Origin of the sequence: Rhizobium sp. 3T7, assembly GCF_020166565.1 — a bacterium.
GTDB lineage: Bacteria > Pseudomonadota > Alphaproteobacteria > Rhizobiales > Rhizobiaceae > Rhizobium.
This window is the reverse complement of sequence record NZ_JAIQXS010000015.1, coordinates 114,847-134,903: the sequence shown is the minus strand read 5'-3', so window position 1 is coordinate 134,903 and position 20,057 is coordinate 114,847. Positions and strand designations below refer to the sequence as shown.

Below are 20,057 nucleotides of genomic sequence, written 5' to 3'. Positions count from 1 at the left end.
GGTTCAATCCGGGCGTTCTTGAGTGGCACTGTCTGCCGGTGAGGCTGCATCGCAGTCTGACCGAAATCAGACGCGCTTCTGGTCAAGTCTTCGGCAAAGTCGCTCCAATCGGCTCGAAGCGTGGAACAATGGTGCACATTCCGGGCATTGAAGAAATATCAAATTCGGATTGATCGCTTCGGCTGTCCGAATTGTAGGTCCCAAACATTACATCCAATCCTATGCCGTAACGCCCCCTTATTCGTATTCCGAGGCAGGCGCGCCTGCACCTGAGAAAGCGTCAGCTCATGCTGACAGGTAAGGCGAGGGCGAGGAGTGCCGCGAAAACCATGACGACCCCATAGGGTACCTTGCGGCTTGCCCGGATTTCTTCGATGCGCATGAAAAAGGCGAGATGCGCGAAAGGCAGCGGCACCGTCAGCCGCAGCATCAGCATTGTCGCGACGCCGAGGACGAAAAGGAAGATCGAAAAAGGCAGCATGCCCTGCCAGCCGACGAAAAGGCCGATCGGCAGGAGGAGCTTAGCGTCGCCGGCGCCAAACAGACCGAAAGCCCAGAGCACGACACCAAGCACGAATAACAACAACCCGGCCCCGACATCGCCACCGATGCCGTTAGAGGAAAACAGCGCAGCGCCGATATCCCCGGAGCCAAGTGTTAAGGCTACCGCGCGCAGCGCGTAAAGCGTCACGAGCGCAAGCACGACTGTGTTGGGGATTTTCCAAGTGCGGAAATCGGTCCAGGCAGCATAAAGAAGAAGCAATACTGCAACCCACGTAGTAAAATCGACAATTTGTACCATGCAGGCTAAGCCTTTTTGGGAAGATAATCTACGGAATCCCGCTTTTGAAGCCGGCTCTGGACCGCTATGGAACAGTGTTTACCGAATATCGGTCGGAACGCATCTTAACCATAAACTATATCCGTGAAGCTGCGCATATATCATTAGTTGACTATATAATAATTAACAGATTATTAATATTCCCCAGTCGAAGGGGTGGTCTCGACGACAAGGCGGCCGGGGGACGGCGCCATTAATCTGGAGGTAATTCTCGATGAAAGCACTTGTAAATAGCGTACGCGCTTTCGCGCGGGAAGAAGACGGCGTGGCGCTGTCGGAATATCTTGTTCTGCTTGGCTTGCTTCTCGGCGGTGTGATCGCTGCAGTAACGCTCGTTTCGGGAAATCTGGCAACTGCTTGGGCGTCTTGGGGCACGTTCTTTACCACTAACCTAACCGCCGGCACCCCTAAGCCCGTCCCCACCCCTGGCGGCTAATATGCGCTTCAATATAGAGAGGAGTTTCTTAACTCCTCTCTACTAATTTAGAAACAGTAGATGGAATTACTCCATCCAGTGTACCGAGTACCGGTGATGCGTTCTTCAACGATTTTCAGTCTCGTTATTGCTTTTTTCCTGGCCGTGGCAGCAGTTTTTGCCATGCGCGGCTATCTCGCAGACCAGCAGGCGCGATTGCTGGCGATGAGTGGCACGAAGGTGCAGGAAAAGACACTTGTTGTCGCCGCCAAGGCGATGCGCTTCGGCGACCGGGTGCGCCCCGAAAGTCTCAAGGCCATCCCGTGGCCCTCAAACGAAACACCCACAGGCTCGTTCACGAACATCGAGGCGGTCGTCGGCGATGACGCCCAACCGCGCTATGCCATGGAGGCGATCGATCCGGGCGAGCCGGTGCTTTCCTCGAAAATCACCGGCGCCGGCGAGCGCGCCACGCTGTCGGCAGCACTCGACCAAGGCATGAAGGCGGTTTCCATCCGCGTCAACGATGTACTCGGCGTTGCCGGCTTTGTGCGGCCCTCCGATCGCGTCGACGTACTTCTGACGCGGATCGTGCGCGGGCAGGCTGGTAACGACCAGACCTTCGTTGATGTGCTGCTGCAAGGCGTCAAGGTGCTGGCGGTGGACCAGACGGCAGACGAGCGCAAGGACGAGCCGTCCGTTGTGAAAACCGTCACCTTCGAGGTCACGACCGACGAAGCACAGCGCCTCACTCTCGGCGCCAGTATCGGCACGCTGTCGCTGGCGCTTCGCAACATCGCCTCTTCCTCAGTCGAGCAAACCCGGCCGATCACCGTCGCCGACCTCGGCGGCGGCCCGATTGCAACGGAGCTCGACAAGGATCTGGGGAAGATGAAGGCGCAGGAGCCAGAAAAACAAGCGCAGATTGTCGAACCCAAGGCTGAGCCGGTGCTGTCGGTCGCGCCGAATTGGGTGACAGTGGGCGTCTGGAACACGACGAAGCGCGAGGAGCACAGAGTCGGCCTGATACCATGACATAATATGCGGCGGACCCGCAGTTGCGGCGGAATGAGGGGGATAGAGCAGGCATGTCCAGGGGTGGCGAGGGGGGAAACGCAAGGTCCAAAGGCCCTGCGGCACTGGTGGCAGTGTTTTTGGCCTGTGCGTGCTGGGGGGTAGGATTTACCGGGCGCGCTGCTTCACAGGAAAAGTTCGTCACGCTCGGCGGATCGGTCCAGCATGTCACGCTACCTCCGAACGAGACACTGACACTTAACACAGGCCAGCCGTTTGGCGATCTTGTCATCGGCAGCGCCGATATGATCGACGTGGTTCCGCTTTCCGACCGGTCGCTGTTCATCCGCGGCAAGAAAACCGGCGCCACCAACATCTCGGTCTATGGTGATGACAAGTCGCTTTTGGGTGTCATCGACATCCGCGTCGCCAGCGATTTCACCGAAGTTGCCGCCGCCATCCGCTCTGCCGCGCCCTCGGCCCGGGTCAGGGTGGTCAACTCCAACGACCGCATCCGCCTGACAGGCATCGTCCGTGACGGCATCGAGTTGCAGCGGGTGATAGAAGTCGCCCAGTCCTATTCCGACCAACCGGTGCTGAACCAGCTGCGCGTCGGCGATAGCCAGCAGGTGATGCTGGAGGTCCGTGTCATTGAAGCCTCCCGCCAAACGGGTCGCGACCTCGGGATCGGTTGGGCCGGGCAGGGCAACAACGGCATCGGTAAGGCAACGACCAGCCAGGGCATCGGAGTGAACGATGATGGAAACCTGGCTCGCACCCTCCTCGACCCCAAGGGTGCAGCAACGGGTATGCTGCCCTTCGGCCAGCTGATCGCCAAGGTACTGGAAATCTCTGGCGGCCGCATCGACGTGGTCATTAACGCGCTCGAGCAGAAGGGATTGGTGCGCCGCCTGGCTCAGCCGAATCTGATCGCCATGAGCGGCTCGACCGCCAGCTTCCATGCCGGCGGTGAAGTGCCGATCCTAAAGACGACGACCAACGGCGCGACCGTCGCCACCGAGACGGACTATCGCCCCTTCGGCGTGCGGCTGACCTTCAAGCCGGTGGTACTTGACGACGGCGTCATCAATTTGGAGATCGAGCCGGAGGTTTCCGAGCTCGATCAGTCGATCAACGTCAACGGCAATCCGGGTTTCATCTCGCGCGCTGCCAGCACGACGGTAGCCCTTCGAGACGGCCAGAGCTTTGCAATGGCGGGGCTGCTGCAGTCGATCAATGCCAAGGACATCCAGCAATTGCCGGGCCTCGGGAAGATACCGGTTCTCGGCGCATTGTTCCGCTCGACGAGTTTCCAGAAGAAGGAATCCGACCTCGTTATCGTCGTCACCCCGCGCATCGTGCGGCCGGCCCGGCCGGGAGAGGACCTCTACAGTCCACTCGATCAGACGCGTTCTTCAAATGACGTCGAGCTTTTCGCCCTCGGTGTTTTGGAAGTCGACAAGGACATGCTGCGGCGCTTTCGCAACGGCGACGGTGCAAAAGGCCCCTACGGCCATCGTCTCGATCTGGACCAGGGAGGTCAAGTTGTCGTTCAAAAACGCTAAGCGCGCCCTTCTCGCCCTTTCCGCCGGCCTCGTTTCCGGCTGCGCCGACTACATGAACCATCGCGACTCGATTACCTTCGGGCTCGGGAACGCGATGGAAGCAAACAAGGCCATCCATACTGAGGACCCATTCCCGCCGGAAGCCCAGCGAACCCGGATCGCAAGCGACGGCAAGGTGATCCGCAGGGTGGTCACTGAGTACCAGAACGGCGGGACGGTCATTATTCAGCCGTCGCCGGCCATGGGGTCCAATGGGTCGACCGCCGGCCAGTAACAATCGAAGGGCATGAACGGCGATAACGCCGGAAGGGAAAATGCACAAAACACGGTCGTCGCGGCATAGCGCAGCGATGGGGGTATGCCAATGCTGGGTAGGGTTGTCAGACGGTTCTGGAACGATCATCGCGGCTACGTCATCGCCTTGACGCTCATTGCCATGCCGCTGCTTCTCGGCTTTTCGCTGCTGGTCATCGATGTCGGCCGCAGCAGCAACCTGCATACCGACCTCCAGAATGCCGTCGATGCGATGGCATTGGCCGGAGCCCGCGAACTCGACGGCCGCGATGATGCCATTGCGCGAGCGCAGGCGGCGATCGAGAAGATCGCTAATAGCGCCGCTTTTCCCGGCGGCGGAACCGGCATGTCGCTCGGCTCGTATATTACCGTGGCCTATAAAGGCGGAAACGATGCCGCGAGCACGGTCAAGGTGGTCTTTCTGAAGGACATCCCGGCCAATGACGACACGTCCATCCCGTCTTCGATGGAAACGACCGAATCCAACGACGCTTCCTACGCCTGGGTCATCGCCAAGCCGCAAGCGATGCAGACGATCTTCCCGATCCCGGTTGGCTTCAGCCGCGATACGATCAACATCGCTGCAGACGCGGTGGCGGTGTACCATGCCAGCGCTTGCGATGTGACGCCGATCTATATCTGCAACCCGTTCGAGCCAGCTGGGAACACGAGCGAGACGGCAAGCGAGGATGCGGCTGAGGCCTTACACACCAACTTTACGGCCGGCAATCTCTACGGGCGACAGATCGAGCTTCACAGCACCTCGGCGTCCAATCCGGGTCCCGGCAATTTCGGATTCCTTCGGACCCCCTTGGGCAATGGGGCATCCGTTCTGGCGGAGGCGCTTGCCACCGGTAATCCCGGTACCTGCTATACACAGGACAGCCTCGATACAGAGACCGGTGCAAAGGCTGGGCCTGTCGAAGACGGCGTGAATACGCGCTTCGGTTATTACTCCTCGTCGTTCAACCAGGTGAGCGGTGATTATCGTTATCGACCTGCCCGAAACGTACGCTCCGCCCAGACAATCACCGGCAACGGCAAGAAGGGCTGCGATACCTACAATCCCGTCATGGTTGAAAACGTTGTCGGCGATGCCGCCAAGGCTTTGCCACTGGGCTATGGAGCAGCCATGACCTCGCTTGCCGGCGGCAAGATCAGCAGCGGCAACAACTGGCAGTACACGACATATTGGAATGTCGCGCAGGGAACGGCTGCGCCGTCGGTGAGCACGATCCTCAGCAACTACTCCAGTTATCCAGCGCAGGCGAGCGGAACGCCAAGCCGACCCTCCGCTTACGATGTTTATCGTTACGAGCTTGCAAGTCCGTCGCTCATCAACCATGCCTCGCCGAATGGTGAGACCGGAACACCGGCGACGGGCGGCCAGTGCTATAGCGGGCCCGACCTTTCGAATTATACGGCGGCCGAATATGGTGATCGCCGCGAGATCTTCTCGGCCATTGTGAATTGTGGCTATGAGGCCTCGGTCGGCCATTTGAACGGTCACAAGGCCACTCGGGCCGTGGCCTTTGCGCGAATGTTCCTGACCAAGCCGGCGATAAAGGATGCCGGCGAGCGATACCTTTCCCTGGAAATGATCGACATTACCGGCAAGGGTGGTCGCGGTACGCTCGACGAATTCCTGCGCGAAGAAGCGGAGCTCGTTCGATGATGGCGCTCGCAAGCTTCATTCGTCACCGGCTCGGTTTCGGCTTCTGGTCGAAAGAAGAAGGTGCCGTGATTGCGGAAGCGCTGGTGGCTGTTCCTTTCGTGACGCTGTTTGCCGCCGGTGTTCTCGAGTTTGGCAACATCTTCTGGGAGCGCATGCAGATCGACGCAGGCTTGCGCGATGCGGGGCGTTACCTTTCCAGATGCCGACCGGCGTCGGGGACCTATGTGCCGACATGCAACCAGGCAACGGCGAAGACGATCGCCTTTTACGGGACGCAAACGCCTGCAGCAGGCGCTAAACCTCGCGTGCCGGGCTGGAATGACCCTGCCGACATCACCATCGCAGCGCCGGATGCCGACGGGAACATCACCATTTCCACTGCTCATCTCTACGAGACCTCGCCGCTGTTCGACTGGCTGGGAATCGATGCCATCACCATCAGTTCCTTCCATGAAGAGAGGTACATCGGATGGTGACCTTTCGGGCATTCAAGGCATTCTGGCGGGATACAAGCGGTGTCACCCTTGCCGAAGGGCTGCTGACCTTTCCCATCGTCATGCTCGTATTCGCCGCCTTCGTCGAGTTCGGCTATGCGATGTCGCAGTGGAATCAGACGGTCAAGGCACTGCAATACGGCGCCCGGTTGGCGGCGGTATCCGACCCCGTGACGACGAATTTCAGTACCGTTTTCCCGATCGAAGCTGCCGATCCACTCAACAACGGCAAAGCGACGCCGAACGACGCAGCGATCTCCTCGACCTGCGGACCGGCTCTTGCGAACTGCACGGCAGCACTGAACCGGATCGTCTTGGGGAGCGACGGCGTTTGCGGCGTGGCAGGTGATCGGCACCCTGGCATTTGCGACCTCAACTGGCGCATCCAGCCGCAGAATCTAATGGTCACCTACCAGCGATCGGGACTCGGCTATTGGGGTCGACCGGACGGACCTGTCCTGACGATGCGGCTGGAGGTGCGCGATATTACCTTCGATCTGCCGATCCTTGGCGCGCTTTTAGGACTTAACGATATCACCATCCCAGCCCATCCGGTGACGATTACAACGGAAGACCTGAAGACGTGCTCAACCTGCTGACTCCTTAAGTATGCGTAGGAACGCGAAATGACAGCTCACATGAACATTGCCGCATCCACCAAGATCCTGGTTCTTTCCGACGACGCGGCTGCAGCGAGCTTCATGCTCGATACGTTCAGTTCGCTTTCGCGTTACGATGTGCGCCATCTGGCCATGAAAGCGCTTGGCGAGAAGGGCCGGTTCGATCCGACGCAATTTGATCTGATCGTTCTCGACGTCGACAACGGCGAATTGCTGCACCGTCCGGAACTGTTCGCATTTCGCACCAGCTATCGGGACATTCCGCTCGTCGTCGTTTCCGAAGACCTGCCGGACGACATGCTGCGGCTGCTCTTCCGCCTGAACGGTAACGACTGGCTGAAGAAGCCGCTTGAGCGCCGGGCGCTGATCGACATGATCTCTACCCACGCGCCCGGCACCGGGGCCGGTGACAGCCGGGTTCATGCAGTGATCTCGGCTGTTGGCGGTGCGGGCGCCAGCGTGATCGCTTCGTCGCTCGCGCATGTACTGGCCCAGCCGACCAAGAATTTCACGCCGCGGGTTGATCTGTTCGACATGGATTTTTCGTCCGGGACGCTCGGCTATTATCTCAATCTTGTCAACGATTACGACCTGAAGCCGGTTATCGCCAACCCTTCCCGGGTCGATCTGGAATTCATTGATCTGGTCCGGAAGCGTCATACGGGCGGTTTTTCGCTGTTGTCCTTCAAGCAGCCGTCTGTCCTACTGACGCCGAAGGGCGCTGAACTCGTACTGCGCATGCTCGACGTAGCCGCCTTCGAGAGCGATCACACGGTCATCGATATTCCCTATTATCACACTCCGTGGAAATACGATGTGCTCAGTTCAGTCAACAGCATCTGCATCGTCACAGAAATGACGGTCCCCGCTCTCTCTCAAGCCAAGGATCTGTTTGCCAATCTGAAACGGTTGAGAGGCAGTTCGGATAAGATAGTCATCGTCATCAACAAATACCGCACCAAACTTTTCGGCCTTGGCGTTCGCCGGCAGCAAACGGAAAAGCTATTCAGGGAGACTCCCACGCACGTCATCGCGGATGACTGGGATACTTTGAGCGAGGCGGTCAACCGCGGCGTGCTACCGGTTGAAGTGAATTCCCGCGCACGCTTCTGCAGCGCGGTCTCCAAACTCGGAGCACTCGTGCGATGAGGGCGAGCGACGGCGGACGCATACGGGCCTTCGTTACGGTTCTTGGCCTTACGGTCTGCGCGGTCGCGGCCGCTGTTGCGGATGCCGCAGCAGGCGGGCTTGTGCCACGAAGCCTCGGACCGGCGACAAGCGCCGTCGTGACGATTGAAAAAAGCTACGCGGCCGGGACAATCGTCATCGACAGCGGGAATCGGACTCTGGACCTCGTCATCTCCGGGAATCGCGTGATCCGTTACAAAATCGGAGTCGGGCGAGATGGATTTCGCTGGAGCGGCACCGTGAAGGTTGGACGCAAGACAGAGTGGCCTGACTGGCGGCCGCCGTCCGAGATGAAGGCGCGTTCTCCGGGGCTTCCGGACCTCGTACCTGCCGGGCCGCTCAATCCACTGGGCGCTCGCGGGATCTATCTCTACAGGGACAACACCGACACCCTCTACCGCATTCATGGAACCAACGAGCAGTCGACAGTTGGCGGCTTCGCGTCGTCGGGCTGTTTTCGCATGAGCAATGCCGACGTCATCGATCTCTATGAGCGGGTGAAGGTCGGTTCCACGGTCATTGTAAAATAGTTCGGGGGTGGAAAGCATGGCGAACGGAATCATGGGGCGTTTCTACAAGCAGCGGGAGCCGGAAAGCCCGGAGCATCTGGAGGCGGCCCAACTGTCTCTGGTGGGCGCAGTTCAGAACATGCCCGCCCAACCGGCTTCCGACAGTGCCACGGCGAGTGGCGAAGTGGCTTCGTTCGGGCCGGACATGGTGTCCGAGCGGGTCAATCTGCACCGCTACCTGCTCGATCGTATCAATCTCGGTATCCTCGACACACTCGACAACGAAGAGATCGCGACCGAGATCAGGCCGTTGGTCAAGGACTATATCCGGGGGAACAACTTCCCGCTCAATGCCAAGGAAATCAATGATCTGATCCGCGATATCACCGACGAGATGCTCGGGCTAGGACCGATCGAGCCGCTGCTGACCGACGACACAATCGCAGATATTCTCATCAATGGCTACAACAGCGTCTATGTGGAGCGGGGCGGCAGGCTAGAAAGTACCGCCGTGCGTTTCAAGGACGAGGACCATCTGCTGCGCGTGATCAACAAGATCGTCTCGGCGGTTGGCCGACGCGTCGACGAGTCGACCCCAATGGTTGACGCCCGTCTTAAGGATGGCTCGCGTGTCAACGTCGCTATCAGACCGATCTCGGTGGATGGGCCACTCGTTTCCATTCGCAAATTCACCCGCAAGCCGCTGACAATGGAGCGCCTCGTGGAACATGGGGCCATGGCCAACGCTATGCGCATCCTTCTTAGCGCCGCGGTCAAGGGCAAGGTGTCCATGGTCATTTCGGGCGGCACCGGTTCTGGCAAGACCACCTTGCTCAACGCTCTCTCCTCTCAGATTTCTCCGAAGGAACGCCTGATTACCATCGAAGACGCGGCCGAGCTCCAACTGCAGCAGCCGCATGTCGGGCGTTTGGAAACCCGACCGCCGACGCTCGACGGGCGCAATGAGATTCGTCAACGCGAACTTTTGAAAAACGCCCTGCGCATGCGTCCGGACCGCATCATCGTCGGCGAAGTACGCGGCGACGAGGCATTCGACATGCTGCAGGCGATGAATACCGGTCACGAGGGGTCGATGACGACAATCCACGCCAACACGCCCCGCGACGCCGTCGGCCGGCTCGAGCAGATGGTCGGCATGGCAGGGATGCCGATGTCGCAGTTAAGCATTCGCTCGCAGATCTCGTCCGCCATCACCATTATCGTGCAGGTCCAGCGCCTGAGCGACGGCAGCCGCAAGATCGTCTCCATTTCCGAGATTACCGGCATGGAGGGTGAAGTCGTGCAGATGCAGGAGATTATGAAATTTAAGAAAATTGGCACCGATGAAGACGGGCGCATCCACGGAGAATTCCGCGCCACCGGCATCAGGCCGCGATTCGTCGAAGAATTTGCGGAACTTGGGATCGAGATCCCTGTGACGATTTTTGATCCCGGTAAACCGCTGCAAACGGGACCTGTTCAACCATGACCCTGACCCTACTTTACGCGGCCGTGTTCATCGCCGCCCTTGTAGCTGTCGAAGCGATAATGCGCGGCTACTTCAGGACATCCGAACGTCACCGCGCTGTGAACCATCGGCTGAGCCTGCTCGATGTCAGCGACGATCATGGTAAGACCTACCGCGATATGCTGAAGGAGCGCGGTGCCGACGGCAGCTGGCGACAGATCCCTTGGATGCAGCGGCTGCAGCAGTTCTACGCCCAGTCCGGCATCCAGTTCGATGCCAGGCGATTTGCTCTCTTCGCGATCATCGGCGGACTTTTGACGTGGCTGGCCGTTCAGTTTCTGGCGCCGAGCAACCTGGTCAGGATACCGGCCTTTCTCTTAATCTGCCTCCTTGTCCCTGCGCTCGTCGTCTGGAGGGCCCGGGCTACCCGAATGCGAAAATTCGAACTGAAGCTTCCCGAAGCGCTCGATGTCGCCAACCGCAGCCTGGCCGCCGGCCACCCGCTGCCGGCGGCGATTGCTCTGGTGGCGCGCGAGATGCCTGATCCGATCGGTACCGAGTTCGGCCTCCTCTCGGACGAACTCACCTATGGCGTGGCGCTGGACGACGCACTCATAAACCTGTCTAACCGGGTAGGCGTCGAGGATCTGAACCTGCTTGCAATTTCGCTGAGCGTACAGGCCGGAACCGGTGGGAATCTCGTCGAAATCCTGCAGAACCTTTCGAAGACGCTACGAGACCGGACGATGCTTAAAGCAAAGGTCAAGGCGATTTCCTCGGAAGGACGCATCACGGCGATCTTCATGTCGATCTATCCGTTTCTTCTCTACGCGATGATCAAGACGCTCTCGCCGACCTACTTCGATCCCGTCTGGGCCAGCGGCTACGGAACCATCGTGGTGAGCGTGCTGCTGGCCGTCATGGCGGTCGGGAATGTCATTCTCTACAAGATGATCAACTTCGAGTACTGAGGTAGCCATGTCGAGCGAGTATGGAATTTACCTCGTCGTCTTCTTTGCGGTGTTGATATTTTCTGCGGCGGCATCGGAATTGTTTTTCCGGCGGCGGGAAGTTGGGATCCGACTGTCAAAAACCTCGGCGGCGGCGAGAGGTGATGAACTCCGCCTTGGCGATACGACGATTGCTGATCTTGGCGAGGCAGAAAACCGCCTGATCCGTCGCTATTTCGAGATTACCAGACGTGACACGAATGCGAACTCCACCCAGAACCGGCTTATCCGCGCGGGATATTTCGAAGGGAGCGCAGTGACCACCTTCCAAGTGGTTCGCGCGCTGATCTGTGTCGGCGTGTTCGTCGCGTCGGTTTGGGCCCTAAACCGATTCGTGGCGGACACGTCGCGGATGGCTACGCTCATCATCGCCATGTTTGCTGCTGGCATGACCTTCATTTTGGTCAGCATTTATATCGACCGGCGTGGCGCCGCCAAGGAGAGAGAGTACCGCCGCCTCTTTCCCGATTTTATGGATATGCTGATCGTCTGCCTCGATGCAGGGATGAGCATCGAGGCGGCGGCCAACCGTGTTGCCCGGGAATTCGTCGACAAGCAGCAGGACTTCGGCCTGCATCTCTCGATCATGATGCTGGAAGTACGAGGTGGCCGACGATTGCGTGATGCGCTGGCTAATCTTGCCACCCGCCTCAGGATCGACGAGGCGCGGGCGCTTTCCGTTCTGTTCCGCCAATCGGAGGAACTCGGGACCAGCGTGACGCAGACGCTACGCGTCTATAGCAAGGAAATGCGCGATCTCCGCATCGTGCGCGCAGAAGAAAAGGCAAACGCCCTGCCGATCAAGATGCTGCTGCCGCTCGGCGCGTTCCTTTTTCCGGTGAGCCTCGTCATTGTTCTCGTTCCCATTGTTATCCGTGTTGCCAGCCTTTTCGGCGGCCTGAAACCCGGCGGTTGAGCCAAGCGAGGTCCGTATGCAGCATTCGCCCGAACAGGATCGTGAACATGTCGTCACACCCCTCGATCCACGGATGCCGATGGCACCCGCAAGTATCGAGGAAACTGGCCTGGAATCGTCGTTTCTGCTTCGGCTAGCGGCAAAGTGCGCAGCCGAGCAGGATACAATCACGGCATCTCATCTGGCAGACCGTATGAAATTGCCGAAAGTGCTGGCCAATGTCCTGATCAAGGAACTGGTGAAACTCGCATTCCTGGAGGCGCGGGGCTTGGCTGGCGAGGACGTGAGATCCGACATTCGTTATGCGCTTTCGCTGAAGGGTTTTGAATATGCCCATGCCGCCTCACGGCAATCCCAGTATGTCGGGCCAGCGCCCGTGTCGCTGGATGCTTTCTGCCGACAGGTGAATTTGCAGTCCATTCATGACGAGCGCGTGACGCAGGAGCGGCTGATCGAGAGCCTGGAAGGGCTGGTGCTTTCTCCCTCGCTGATCGAAAAACTCGGCCCGGCGATGAACTCCGGCCGTTCCATCCTACTTTACGGACCGCCCGGAAACGGAAAGACGAGCATCGCCGAGCGGACGTCGCACCTGTTTCGCCAAGCAATCTGGGTGCCTTATGCCATCGAGGTCGGAGGCCATGTCATCAGTTTTTATGACGAAGCTGTGCATCAACCCGTCGCCGATGCTGGCGCAATATTCTATCCGAAGGCTGATCAGCGATGGATCGAATGCCGTCGCCCGGTCATCAAGACCGGCGGGGAATTGACGCTCGATCTGCTCGATCTCACCTTCAACGAAGGACCGAATGTCTACGAAGCACCGGTCCACCTGAAGGCATCTGGTGGCGTTTTCATCATCGACGACTTCGGGCGCCAGCAGGTGGCGCCGCAATCGCTCATCAATCGTTGGATCGTGCCGCTCGAGCGCGGATACGACTTCCTGACGTTGCACACCGGTAAGAAGTTCAAGGTTCCCTTTGACGAGCTGGTCGTATTCTCGACAAATATCGCGCCGAAGGATCTCTCCGATGAGGCGGGTTTGCGACGCCTGAAGTACAAGATTTTTGTGAATACTCCGTCGCGCGACGAGTACCTCAAAATTTTCAAGTCCTATGCCCGCGACACGGCAATTGATGTCGATGATTTTGAATTGAACCTTTTCTACGATCGCAAGTACGGCAGCATGCTGGCGTCCTGCTATCATCCGAAATATCTTCTCGATTTTGTCGGGTCTTACTGCGAATTTAATAGAATGCCTAAGATCGCGTCGCTTGCTACGCTCGAACGGGCGTGGGAGGGGGTTTTTACGCTGGAATGATTGCCGACTTAGTTGATCATGGTGCGTCCTTAAGAAATGTATGAAACACTGACGACTTACGGCGGAGGAAAGTGAGTGGCCAGCATCCCAAGTCTTGACACCGAAGTGGACTACGCAAAGCCGCACGGTATGCGAACAGCCGGAGAGCAGAAGCGCTCAAAAAACGCGCCGCTCATCACCATGGTGCTGTTGCTTGTGCCACTCAACGCAGGCGTCCTGATCTACACTGCCAAAAACTCAGCGGATGTACGCGAGAGCCGCGAGGCCATTGAAGCGCTCAAGAGGTCGATAGATGGCCTCAAAGTCCAGCTAGACAAGCAAGCTGGAAAGTCCGAGGACGAAGCCGCGATCACCCGCCAGAACGTGGAAAGCCTGCAAAGGACGATTTCCGCGTTGGATGAACGGATGCGTTCAAGCGCGATTCATTCGCGGGTCGGCGCGGGGCTGGTTCTAAGTGCGCCGGGCAAGGAACCACCGCAATATTTCGCGCCATCGCCTGCCGCCCTGCCAGCGGGAAATGAGCCTCCGGACGGCAGTCTGGCGTCGATCGATGCCAAGGGCGTGGCGGTCGATGACCTGCCGCGCTACGAACGAACCGTCTCGCCGGAGGGCAAGCTTATACTCCGGAAGGTGCCGTGAACGGCGATATCGCAGAACGTTCCAAAGCAAATCAAAGCGCGACACTAGTCGTGACAGAACCGTTTGGCGGTGTCTGGAAGACCTACCCACGCTGCGCGAAATTCACGCTGTTCTTCATTAATTCAAGATTCCGGGCAGTCACCTCGTTTGAGGGATCGAGCTCGTAGGCTTTCAGGAAGTACCGTCTGGCTGCTCGTAGGTCGCCGCGCAAGAGGTGGGAGTACCCGATGTTATTGTAGTAGACCGGCGTGTTGCCGATCATTCTCGAGAGTTGCCTGTAGGCGCGGTCGGAAGTATCGAAGCGGGCCACCATGTCAGCAGAGGCCGCCAAGCCCAGCCAGGCGGCAGGATCTTCCGGAAAGACATCAACCGCGCGCTTATAAATGGCGTACGATTTTCCGTAGTTCTTTTCCTGAAATTGCAGCTTGCCGACAGTGATGAGTTCGTCGTTCTTGTAGAAGGCGACAACTGATTCATCTTTTAGGGTTCTTGCACTATCGCCATAGGCAGCCAGATCATCAAAGCTGGATGACTGGCACCCGACCAGCATCCCTGCACTCGCAAGCAGAAATGCAATGCATCCAATCCGAGCCCTAACCTGCAACATTTGCAATTTGATCCCCCGATTTTATGACAACCTAAACAAGCGTTCGCATGGGTCACGGCAAATCTTCCTGAAAAAAAGCTAACAACTCAACAATTTAGGCGCAGGTCGCAAAATAGTGACATGTGTGCAGCTTCGTTGGCACACAAAATGTGCAAAATGACCAGAATACGCGCGATTCGAACGACGCGGCTTTAGTGGACTTTTTCTTTCGATTCGCAGGGTGGAAAATTAATCAACGTCACCTAGCTATACTGTTTCTATTGGTGGTTGCTACGCCCCCGTAAAAGCCAAGGGAATGGAAGCTGTGCGGACAACCATATTCACGCTGATTCGCTTGGGGCCATCACTGGCTTACGCAATGGCGACGGTCTTCCTCATCAGCATGGTGCTGTTGGAACACTACCCCTCAAGCTTATCCGCCTGGTGGCTTTATACCACCATACTTCCAATCATGCGCGAGCCCATCTACCTGCTTTTTGCAGTACCCGGCGCGGAAATCTGGAGCGCCACGGTGCTTTTGCTGCTCGTATCGCTTTTTGGGATTCGTCTGGCGTTGCGGCCGCAACAATACCCACGGTCGGGATTCATCCATGCGCACGTCGCGCTGATCGCAACGGGTGAGACTATGGGGCGGGCGGCAGTGGCGCAAGCCGGCCTTTCCGGCTTTTCGTTACCGCAATTGCTGCGCGGCGACTGGTCTTTGCTCCCGCTATCCTATTCAACGCCCGGGACCGTTATTTTTGTCCTAGTGTTGTCGGCCTGCATTTGCTCCCATTTGACGATCATCAAACGCGCATATCGGCCTGATGGAGATCAGGCTGGACTTTGATTGGCCGCTCGGTGCAGCTGGCGAAGAGCGACACTGTCTGGATGGCGCCCAACTGCGAGTTTCCAACGGCGCTTTGAGACTTTTCCGAGCAGACGACGCTGAGTGCACGCGGATTGGAATACACATCAAGGACGCTCGTCTCTATGCCCGACAAGCTCGACGACATGTGGCGCGGCATTCTGCGAAACATCCACTCAACCATCAGCTGGATTCTGTTCAGGCGAGAATGTGACGAATATCTCGCACGTTGGCTGTGGTTTTCGATCCCCACAAGAAAGTGACATAAGAAAGCGGCTGCACTGACACGCGCAGTCCAAATCCACCGCGATGCCGGCTAATGACGTTTGCCAGCTCGTTGCGAAAATTCGCCGGAACGGCGCGAAACGGCAAGCCCGCCTCGCGCCCATGACATTAATTTACGCGAGCCGGCGGCAAGCGGTCGCGATGCGTTCCAGGGCTTCCTTGAGATCCGATTCCGCCGAGGCGTAGGAGATCCTGAAAAAGGGCGAAAGGCCGAAAGCCGAGCCTGGCACCACCGCGACATTGGCCTCTTCAAGAAGGTAGGCGCAAAACTCGCTGTCCGTCGTGATCTTGCGGCCGCCCGGCGTCGTCCGGCCGAGAATTCCGCCGCATCCGGAGAAGGTATAGAAGGCGCCTTCGGGAGTGCGGCAATCAAGACCATCGATCGCGTTGAGGCCCGAAACGACCAGATCGCGCCGCCGCCTGAAGCTCTGCGTCCGCTGCGCGAGAAAATCCTGTGGCCCGTTCAGCGCCGCAACAGCCGCGGCCTGGCTGATCGAGGACGGGCAGGACGTTGCCTGGCTCTGTACCACGGCCATCGCCTTGATGAGCATTTTCGGGCCACCGGCATAGCCGATACGCCAGCCGGTCATGGCATAGGCCTTGGACACGCCGTTGATCGTCAGCGTGCGCTCACGCAGGCGCGCTTCCAACTGCAACGGCGTGACGAAGCGGAAATCGTCATAGACGATATGCTCGTACATATCGTCCACCATGAGCCAGACATGTGGGTGTCTAAGTAACACGTCCAGCAATGGTCGATAGTCATCGGCGCTATAGGCCGCACCCGAAGGATTGGACGGCGAATTCAGCAACAACCAGCGCGTCCGCGGCGTGATCGCCGCTTCGAGTTTCTCGGCGGTTAGCCGAAAGCCGCTGTCTGCATCGCACGGAACGAGAACGGGCTTGCCTTCGCAGATCTGAACAATGTCGGAATATGAAGTCCAGTACGGCGTCGGGATGATGACCTCATCACCGGGATCGACGGTCGCCATCATCGCATTGAACAGGATCTGCTTGGCGCCGGTGGCGACGGTTATCTCACTGACTTCGAAAGAAAGATTGTTCTCGCGCTGAAACTTGGTGCGGACAGCTTCCTTCAGCGTCGGTGTTCCGTCGAGCGCCGTATACTTCGTATCGCCACGCTGCATGGCATCCCAGGCAGCCTGCTTGACATGGTCCGGTGTTTCGAAATCGGGTTCGCCGGCGCCCAGGATGATGACTGGCTTGCCTTCCCGCTTCATGGCTGCCGCTCGCGCGCCAATCTGCAGGATTTCGGAGACACCGATAGCGGATATCCTTGAGGCGGACCTAAAGCCCGCTTCCTCAATTTTCACGTCGATCGGCATGGTTGGACCTACTCGATCTCGAAGGAGACGCCCTGCGCGAGCGGCAGCGCCTTGGAGTAGTTGATCGTGTTGGTGGCGCGGCGCATGTAAGCCTTCCACGCGTCGGAACCGGATTCGCGGCCGCCGCCCGTTTCCTTCTCGCCACCGAATGCACCACCGATCTCGGCGCCGGACGTCCCGATATTGACGTTGGCAATGCCGCAATCTGATCCATCGGCCGACAGGAAGCGTTCGGCTTCTTGCAGGTCCAGCGTAAAGATCGACGACGACAGACCCGCACCGACGGCATTGTGCTCTTCGATGACCTTGTCGAAATCGGTATATTTCATCACGTAGAGGATCGGTGCGAAGGTTTCCTCGAGCACCGGTCCGAGCTGCGACGGCATTTCCACGAGGGCCGGCTTCACATAGTAGGCCTTGTCGTGGGGCAGCGCGACGCGCTCGCCGCCGTTGATTTGACCGCCATCGGCCTTCGCCTCACCAAGCGCCTTTTGCATGTTATCGAAGGCGAGCTTGTCGATCAGCGGGCCGACCAACGCCGTGCTCTCGAGCGGATTGCCGACAGAGACATTGGCATAGGCCTTCTTCAGGCGCGGCACGAGCTGGTCGTAGACGCTCTCATGCACGAAGAGACGGCGCAGCGTCGTGCAACGCTGGCCGGCCGTACCCATGGCGCCGAAGGCGATGGCGCGCAGCGCCATGTCGAGATCGGCAGACGGGCAGACAATACCAGCGTTGTTGCCGCCAAGCTCCAGGATCGAACGAGCAAAGCGGCGGGCGAGACGCGGGCCGACTTCCCGGCCCATGCGCGTCGATCCCGTCGCCGAAACGACTGGCACCTTCGGATGGTCGACAAGCACCTCGCCGATGGCGCGATCGCCAATCAGCACTTCGCTCAAGCCTTCCGGCGCATCGCCGAAACGCGCAATGGCTCGCTGCAGGATGGCCTGCGAGGCAAGTGCGGTCAGCGGCGTCTTCTCGGAAGGCTTCCACACCACCGCGTTGCCACAGACCAGCGCAAGGGCAGCATTCCAGGCCCAGACAGCGACAGGGAAATTGAAGGCAGAGATGACACCGACGACACCGAGCGGATGCCAGGTTTCCATCATCCGATGTCCCGGGCGTTCGGTTGCGATGGTCAGGCCGTAGAGCTGGCGGGACAGACCCACCGCGAAATCGCAGATGTCGATCATTTCCTGGACCTCTCCGAGACCTTCGGACGGGATCTTGCCGGCTTCGATCGAGACGAGGCGGCCAAGCTCCATCTTGACGCTACGCAGCTCCTCGCCCAGCAGACGGACGAGCTCACCGCGCTTGGGGGCAGGAACAAGACGCCAGGACTGGAACGCCCGAGCGGCCTTCTCGATCTTCGCGGTGGCTGCGTCGCGGCTGTCGGTTTTCAGGGCTGCCAGTTGCTCACCAGTGACCGGGCTGTAAGAGGCCATGTCTCCGCCGGTGTAAAGCGCCTTGTCGACACCGATCTTATCGAGAAGGGCAACGGCTTCCTGTGTCACGTTCACTGTTCTTGCTGTTACGGTCATGTAACGACCCTCTGTTTTAAGTGTTTGAATCTTGTCGGTGGCGCCGTTTCACTCGGCCGCTTGGGCAGCGGTCAGGCGTGTTTGGCATTCGGCGATCGATTGAGCCTCGATACCGGCGTAGTGATCGAATTCGTTGAGAACCGGGATGCCGAGGTCGCGCTCGAAGCGCTGCTGATTGGGGCTTGCGGTAAACTCCTGCGTCGCCTCGTCACCGAGGTTGGACTGGAAGATGCCGGCCGCGCTGACCGGCAGGAAATCCTCGTAGACGATCGGATCGAAGCAGACGAGACCGTCCGCCACCAGCTGATCGATGCCGGCATCGGCTGAGGCAATTGCGCTCTCACCCTTCTCCGTAAGCGAGTAGCGGAAATAGCCAAGGCCCTGTTCGCGGATCTCGGCCCAGCTATCGGGGAAGGGAACGAAGGCATCGGCAAGGGCCTTCTCATAGGCGGCTGCATTCGAGCCGTCCGCCGCCGGGCGCACCACCTTGCGCGAACCCGTCAGGAGTTTGTCGTAAAGGGCGCGGCCCTTCGGCGTCAGTGCAATGCCGCGGCTTTCGATCTCGCCGAACCGGGCCGTATGCGTGCCCTCCTGCCAGCTGCCACTCGCATCCCTGAAAGCGACGGCTTCCTCAAGCGCCTTGAACGACGTCTGTCGTAGCAGGATTGCACAGCGACGGCTCGGCGGTCCTTCGACGACCGCCTTCGGCGCAATGCCATATTCCGGCATTAGTCGCTGCACCTCGTCGATGTCGAGGGTGCGCGGCGTCAGGTGGTTGATATGCGGCCCCTTGAAGGAAACGACGTCGGCAACCAACCGGTGCGCATCATGCAGACGCTTATACATGGCGAGGTCGACATTGGCGTGATGATGCCAGCGGAAGGTCTCCAGGACGTCCGCGACGAAGCGCTTGGCATCGTCATCATCGAGACCGCCCTGGCGCTCGGCCTTTTCCGTCAGTTCGATGGCACCGGCGGTAAAGATCTGACGCTTCCGCAGGATCGCCTCGGCTCCGGCGCGCAGTTTCTCGTCGGCAATCAGGTCGAGGCGTAGCAGGGACGTGAAGACACGGAACGGATTTCGCTTGAGCGCTTCGTCGCCGACCGGACGGAACGCGGTGGAGTGAACAGGTACCCCGGCTTCGCTGAGATCATAGTAGCCCACGGGGTACATCCCCATCACCGCAAAGACGCGTCTCATCATCGCGAGTTCGACAGCGGTCCCGAGGCGGATGGCGCCGTGGCGCTCTTCGGAGACGCGCTCGAGCGAGTGGGTTTCCTCCAGCCTCTCCTTGAGAGCCGGATCGGCGGCAAGCGTCGCCGCGTTCACCCTGGCAACGATGTCCATCAGCGTACCGTAGGCGGGAACTTCGGTGCGGTACATGGCCGACATCGCCGCGGAGAATGCAGAGCGGATGTCACAGGAAGAGACGAAACTTCTGGTCGACATATTTTATCTCGCAGTA

The 20,057-nt window shown here is 58.9% G+C and carries 20 protein-coding genes; 15 read left to right on the top strand and 5 right to left on the bottom strand.

The features are described from left to right. Window positions 1–280: 280 nt before the first annotated feature. On the bottom strand, window positions 281–802 hold the full coding sequence (locus tag K9B32_RS20285; RefSeq protein ID WP_224565403.1) for a prepilin peptidase: 522 nt from the start codon (window positions 800–802) through the stop codon (window positions 281–283). A 253-nt stretch (window positions 803–1,055) separates the two neighbouring features. Between K9B32_RS20285 and K9B32_RS20280 the strand changes: the two genes are divergently transcribed. From K9B32_RS20280 to K9B32_RS20215, 14 genes are all read left to right on the top strand, one after another. Continuing rightward, a complete protein-coding gene (locus tag K9B32_RS20280) occupies window positions 1,056–1,277 on the top strand; it encodes a hypothetical protein (protein ID WP_224565401.1) in 222 nt (73 codons plus the stop codon). A 96-nt stretch (window positions 1,278–1,373) separates the two neighbouring features. Then, window positions 1,374–2,291: a Flp pilus assembly protein CpaB gene (gene cpaB, locus K9B32_RS20275; RefSeq protein ID WP_224565400.1), complete on the top strand. Its 918-nt coding sequence runs from the start codon at window positions 1,374–1,376 to the stop codon at window positions 2,289–2,291. 53 nt (window positions 2,292–2,344) lie between these two features. Further along, the gene (locus tag K9B32_RS20270; protein ID WP_224565398.1) at window positions 2,345–3,835 is read left to right on the top strand and encodes a type II and III secretion system protein family protein; all 1,491 of its coding nucleotides are present in this window, start codon (window positions 2,345–2,347) and stop codon (window positions 3,833–3,835) included. Then, a complete protein-coding gene (locus K9B32_RS20265; RefSeq protein WP_224565396.1) occupies window positions 3,816–4,109 on the top strand; it encodes a hypothetical protein in 294 nt (97 codons plus the stop codon). Before K9B32_RS20270 ends, K9B32_RS20265 begins: the two co-directional genes overlap by 20 nt. A gap of 90 nt (window positions 4,110–4,199) precedes the next feature. Continuing rightward, complete coding sequence (locus K9B32_RS20260) at window positions 4,200–5,804, top strand: TadE/TadG family type IV pilus assembly protein (protein WP_224565395.1); 1,605 nt, start codon at window positions 4,200–4,202, stop codon at window positions 5,802–5,804. After that, on the top strand, window positions 5,801–6,280 hold the full coding sequence (locus tag K9B32_RS20255; RefSeq protein ID WP_224565393.1) for a TadE/TadG family type IV pilus assembly protein: 480 nt from the start codon (window positions 5,801–5,803) through the stop codon (window positions 6,278–6,280). Before K9B32_RS20260 ends, K9B32_RS20255 begins: the two co-directional genes overlap by 4 nt. After that, window positions 6,274–6,897 (top strand): TadE/TadG family type IV pilus assembly protein, encoded by a 624-nt coding sequence (locus tag K9B32_RS20250; protein WP_224565391.1) that lies wholly within the window; start codon window positions 6,274–6,276, stop codon window positions 6,895–6,897. The genes K9B32_RS20255 and K9B32_RS20250 overlap by 7 nt, the downstream gene beginning before the upstream one ends. A 27-nt stretch (window positions 6,898–6,924) precedes the next feature. Then, a complete protein-coding gene (locus tag K9B32_RS20245) occupies window positions 6,925–8,067 on the top strand; it encodes a pilus assembly protein (protein WP_224565390.1) in 1,143 nt (380 codons plus the stop codon). Further along, a complete protein-coding gene (locus tag K9B32_RS20240) occupies window positions 8,064–8,636 on the top strand; it encodes a L,D-transpeptidase (protein ID WP_224565388.1) in 573 nt (190 codons plus the stop codon). The genes K9B32_RS20245 and K9B32_RS20240 overlap by 4 nt, the downstream gene beginning before the upstream one ends. Before the next feature lie 16 nt (window positions 8,637–8,652). Beyond that, on the top strand, window positions 8,653–10,104 hold the full coding sequence (locus tag K9B32_RS20235; RefSeq protein WP_224565386.1) for a CpaF family protein: 1,452 nt from the start codon (window positions 8,653–8,655) through the stop codon (window positions 10,102–10,104). Continuing rightward, window positions 10,101–11,054, top strand: coding sequence for a type II secretion system F family protein (locus tag K9B32_RS20230; protein WP_224565384.1), 954 nt, complete (start codon window positions 10,101–10,103; stop codon window positions 11,052–11,054). Before K9B32_RS20235 ends, K9B32_RS20230 begins: the two co-directional genes overlap by 4 nt. 7 nt (window positions 11,055–11,061) lie before the next feature. Next, window positions 11,062–12,009 carry a type II secretion system F family protein gene (locus K9B32_RS20225; protein WP_224565383.1) on the top strand — a complete coding sequence of 316 codons (948 nt, stop codon included), beginning with the start codon at window positions 11,062–11,064 and terminating at the stop codon, window positions 12,007–12,009. A gap of 16 nt (window positions 12,010–12,025) precedes the next feature. After that, window positions 12,026–13,327: an AAA family ATPase gene (locus K9B32_RS20220; RefSeq protein WP_224565381.1), complete on the top strand. Its 1,302-nt coding sequence runs from the start codon at window positions 12,026–12,028 to the stop codon at window positions 13,325–13,327. A gap of 75 nt (window positions 13,328–13,402) precedes the next feature. Further along, window positions 13,403–13,966 (top strand): hypothetical protein, encoded by a 564-nt coding sequence (locus tag K9B32_RS20215; RefSeq protein WP_224565380.1) that lies wholly within the window; start codon window positions 13,403–13,405, stop codon window positions 13,964–13,966. Window positions 13,967–14,048: 82 nt separating this feature from the next. On the opposite strand, the gene K9B32_RS20210 is transcribed toward K9B32_RS20215, so the two are convergent. Further along, window positions 14,049–14,573, bottom strand: a complete 525-nt coding sequence (locus K9B32_RS20210; protein ID WP_224565419.1) for a tetratricopeptide repeat protein — start codon at window positions 14,571–14,573, stop codon at window positions 14,049–14,051. 304 nt (window positions 14,574–14,877) lie between these two features. On the opposite strand from K9B32_RS20210, the gene K9B32_RS20205 reads away from it, so the two are divergent. After that, window positions 14,878–15,402, top strand: coding sequence for a hypothetical protein (locus tag K9B32_RS20205; RefSeq protein WP_224565417.1), 525 nt, complete (start codon window positions 14,878–14,880; stop codon window positions 15,400–15,402). Between the two features lie 416 nt (window positions 15,403–15,818). On the opposite strand, the gene K9B32_RS20200 is transcribed toward K9B32_RS20205, so the two are convergent. The 3 genes from K9B32_RS20200 to K9B32_RS20190 are packed head-to-tail and all read right to left on the bottom strand — an operon-like array spanning window position 15,819 to window position 20,041. Next, the gene (locus K9B32_RS20200; protein WP_224565378.1) at window positions 15,819–17,051 is read right to left on the bottom strand and encodes a pyridoxal phosphate-dependent aminotransferase; all 1,233 of its coding nucleotides are present in this window, start codon (window positions 17,049–17,051) and stop codon (window positions 15,819–15,821) included. A gap of 8 nt (window positions 17,052–17,059) precedes the next feature. After that, a complete protein-coding gene (locus tag K9B32_RS20195; RefSeq protein WP_224565376.1) occupies window positions 17,060–18,592 on the bottom strand; it encodes an aldehyde dehydrogenase family protein in 1,533 nt (510 codons plus the stop codon). A gap of 48 nt (window positions 18,593–18,640) precedes the next feature. Then, window positions 18,641–20,041 carry a VOC family protein gene (locus K9B32_RS20190; protein ID WP_224565374.1) on the bottom strand — a complete coding sequence of 467 codons (1,401 nt, stop codon included), beginning with the start codon at window positions 20,039–20,041 and terminating at the stop codon, window positions 18,641–18,643. Window positions 20,042–20,057 lie beyond the last annotated feature (16 nt).

Bases quoted from the DNA above. Each gene is read 5' to 3' on its own strand.
- K9B32_RS20285 (WP_224565403.1), bottom strand. From the start codon at position 802: ATGGTACAAATTGTCGATTTTACTACGTGGGTTGCAGTATTGCTTCTT.
- K9B32_RS20280 (WP_224565401.1), top strand. From the start codon at position 1,056: ATGAAAGCACTTGTAAATAGCGTACGCGCTTTCGCGCGGGAAGAAGAC.
- cpaB (WP_224565400.1), top strand. From the start codon at position 1,374: ATGCGTTCTTCAACGATTTTCAGTCTCGTTATTGCTTTTTTCCTGGCC.
- K9B32_RS20270 (WP_224565398.1), top strand. From the start codon at position 2,345: ATGTCCAGGGGTGGCGAGGGGGGAAACGCAAGGTCCAAAGGCCCTGCG.
- K9B32_RS20260 (WP_224565395.1), top strand. From the start codon at position 4,200: ATGCTGGGTAGGGTTGTCAGACGGTTCTGGAACGATCATCGCGGCTAC.
- K9B32_RS20255 (WP_224565393.1), top strand. From the start codon at position 5,801: ATGATGGCGCTCGCAAGCTTCATTCGTCACCGGCTCGGTTTCGGCTTC.
- K9B32_RS20250 (WP_224565391.1), top strand. From the start codon at position 6,274: ATGGTGACCTTTCGGGCATTCAAGGCATTCTGGCGGGATACAAGCGGT.
- K9B32_RS20245 (WP_224565390.1), top strand. From the start codon at position 6,925: ATGACAGCTCACATGAACATTGCCGCATCCACCAAGATCCTGGTTCTT.
- K9B32_RS20240 (WP_224565388.1), top strand. From the start codon at position 8,064: ATGAGGGCGAGCGACGGCGGACGCATACGGGCCTTCGTTACGGTTCTT.
- K9B32_RS20235 (WP_224565386.1), top strand. From the start codon at position 8,653: ATGGCGAACGGAATCATGGGGCGTTTCTACAAGCAGCGGGAGCCGGAA.
- K9B32_RS20230 (WP_224565384.1), top strand. From the start codon at position 10,101: ATGACCCTGACCCTACTTTACGCGGCCGTGTTCATCGCCGCCCTTGTA.
- K9B32_RS20225 (WP_224565383.1), top strand. From the start codon at position 11,062: ATGTCGAGCGAGTATGGAATTTACCTCGTCGTCTTCTTTGCGGTGTTG.
- K9B32_RS20220 (WP_224565381.1), top strand. From the start codon at position 12,026: ATGCAGCATTCGCCCGAACAGGATCGTGAACATGTCGTCACACCCCTC.
- K9B32_RS20210 (WP_224565419.1), bottom strand. From the start codon at position 14,573: ATGTTGCAGGTTAGGGCTCGGATTGGATGCATTGCATTTCTGCTTGCG.
- K9B32_RS20200 (WP_224565378.1), bottom strand. From the start codon at position 17,051: ATGCCGATCGACGTGAAAATTGAGGAAGCGGGCTTTAGGTCCGCCTCA.
- K9B32_RS20195 (WP_224565376.1), bottom strand. From the start codon at position 18,592: ATGACCGTAACAGCAAGAACAGTGAACGTGACACAGGAAGCCGTTGCC.
- K9B32_RS20190 (WP_224565374.1), bottom strand. From the start codon at position 20,041: ATGTCGACCAGAAGTTTCGTCTCTTCCTGTGACATCCGCTCTGCATTC.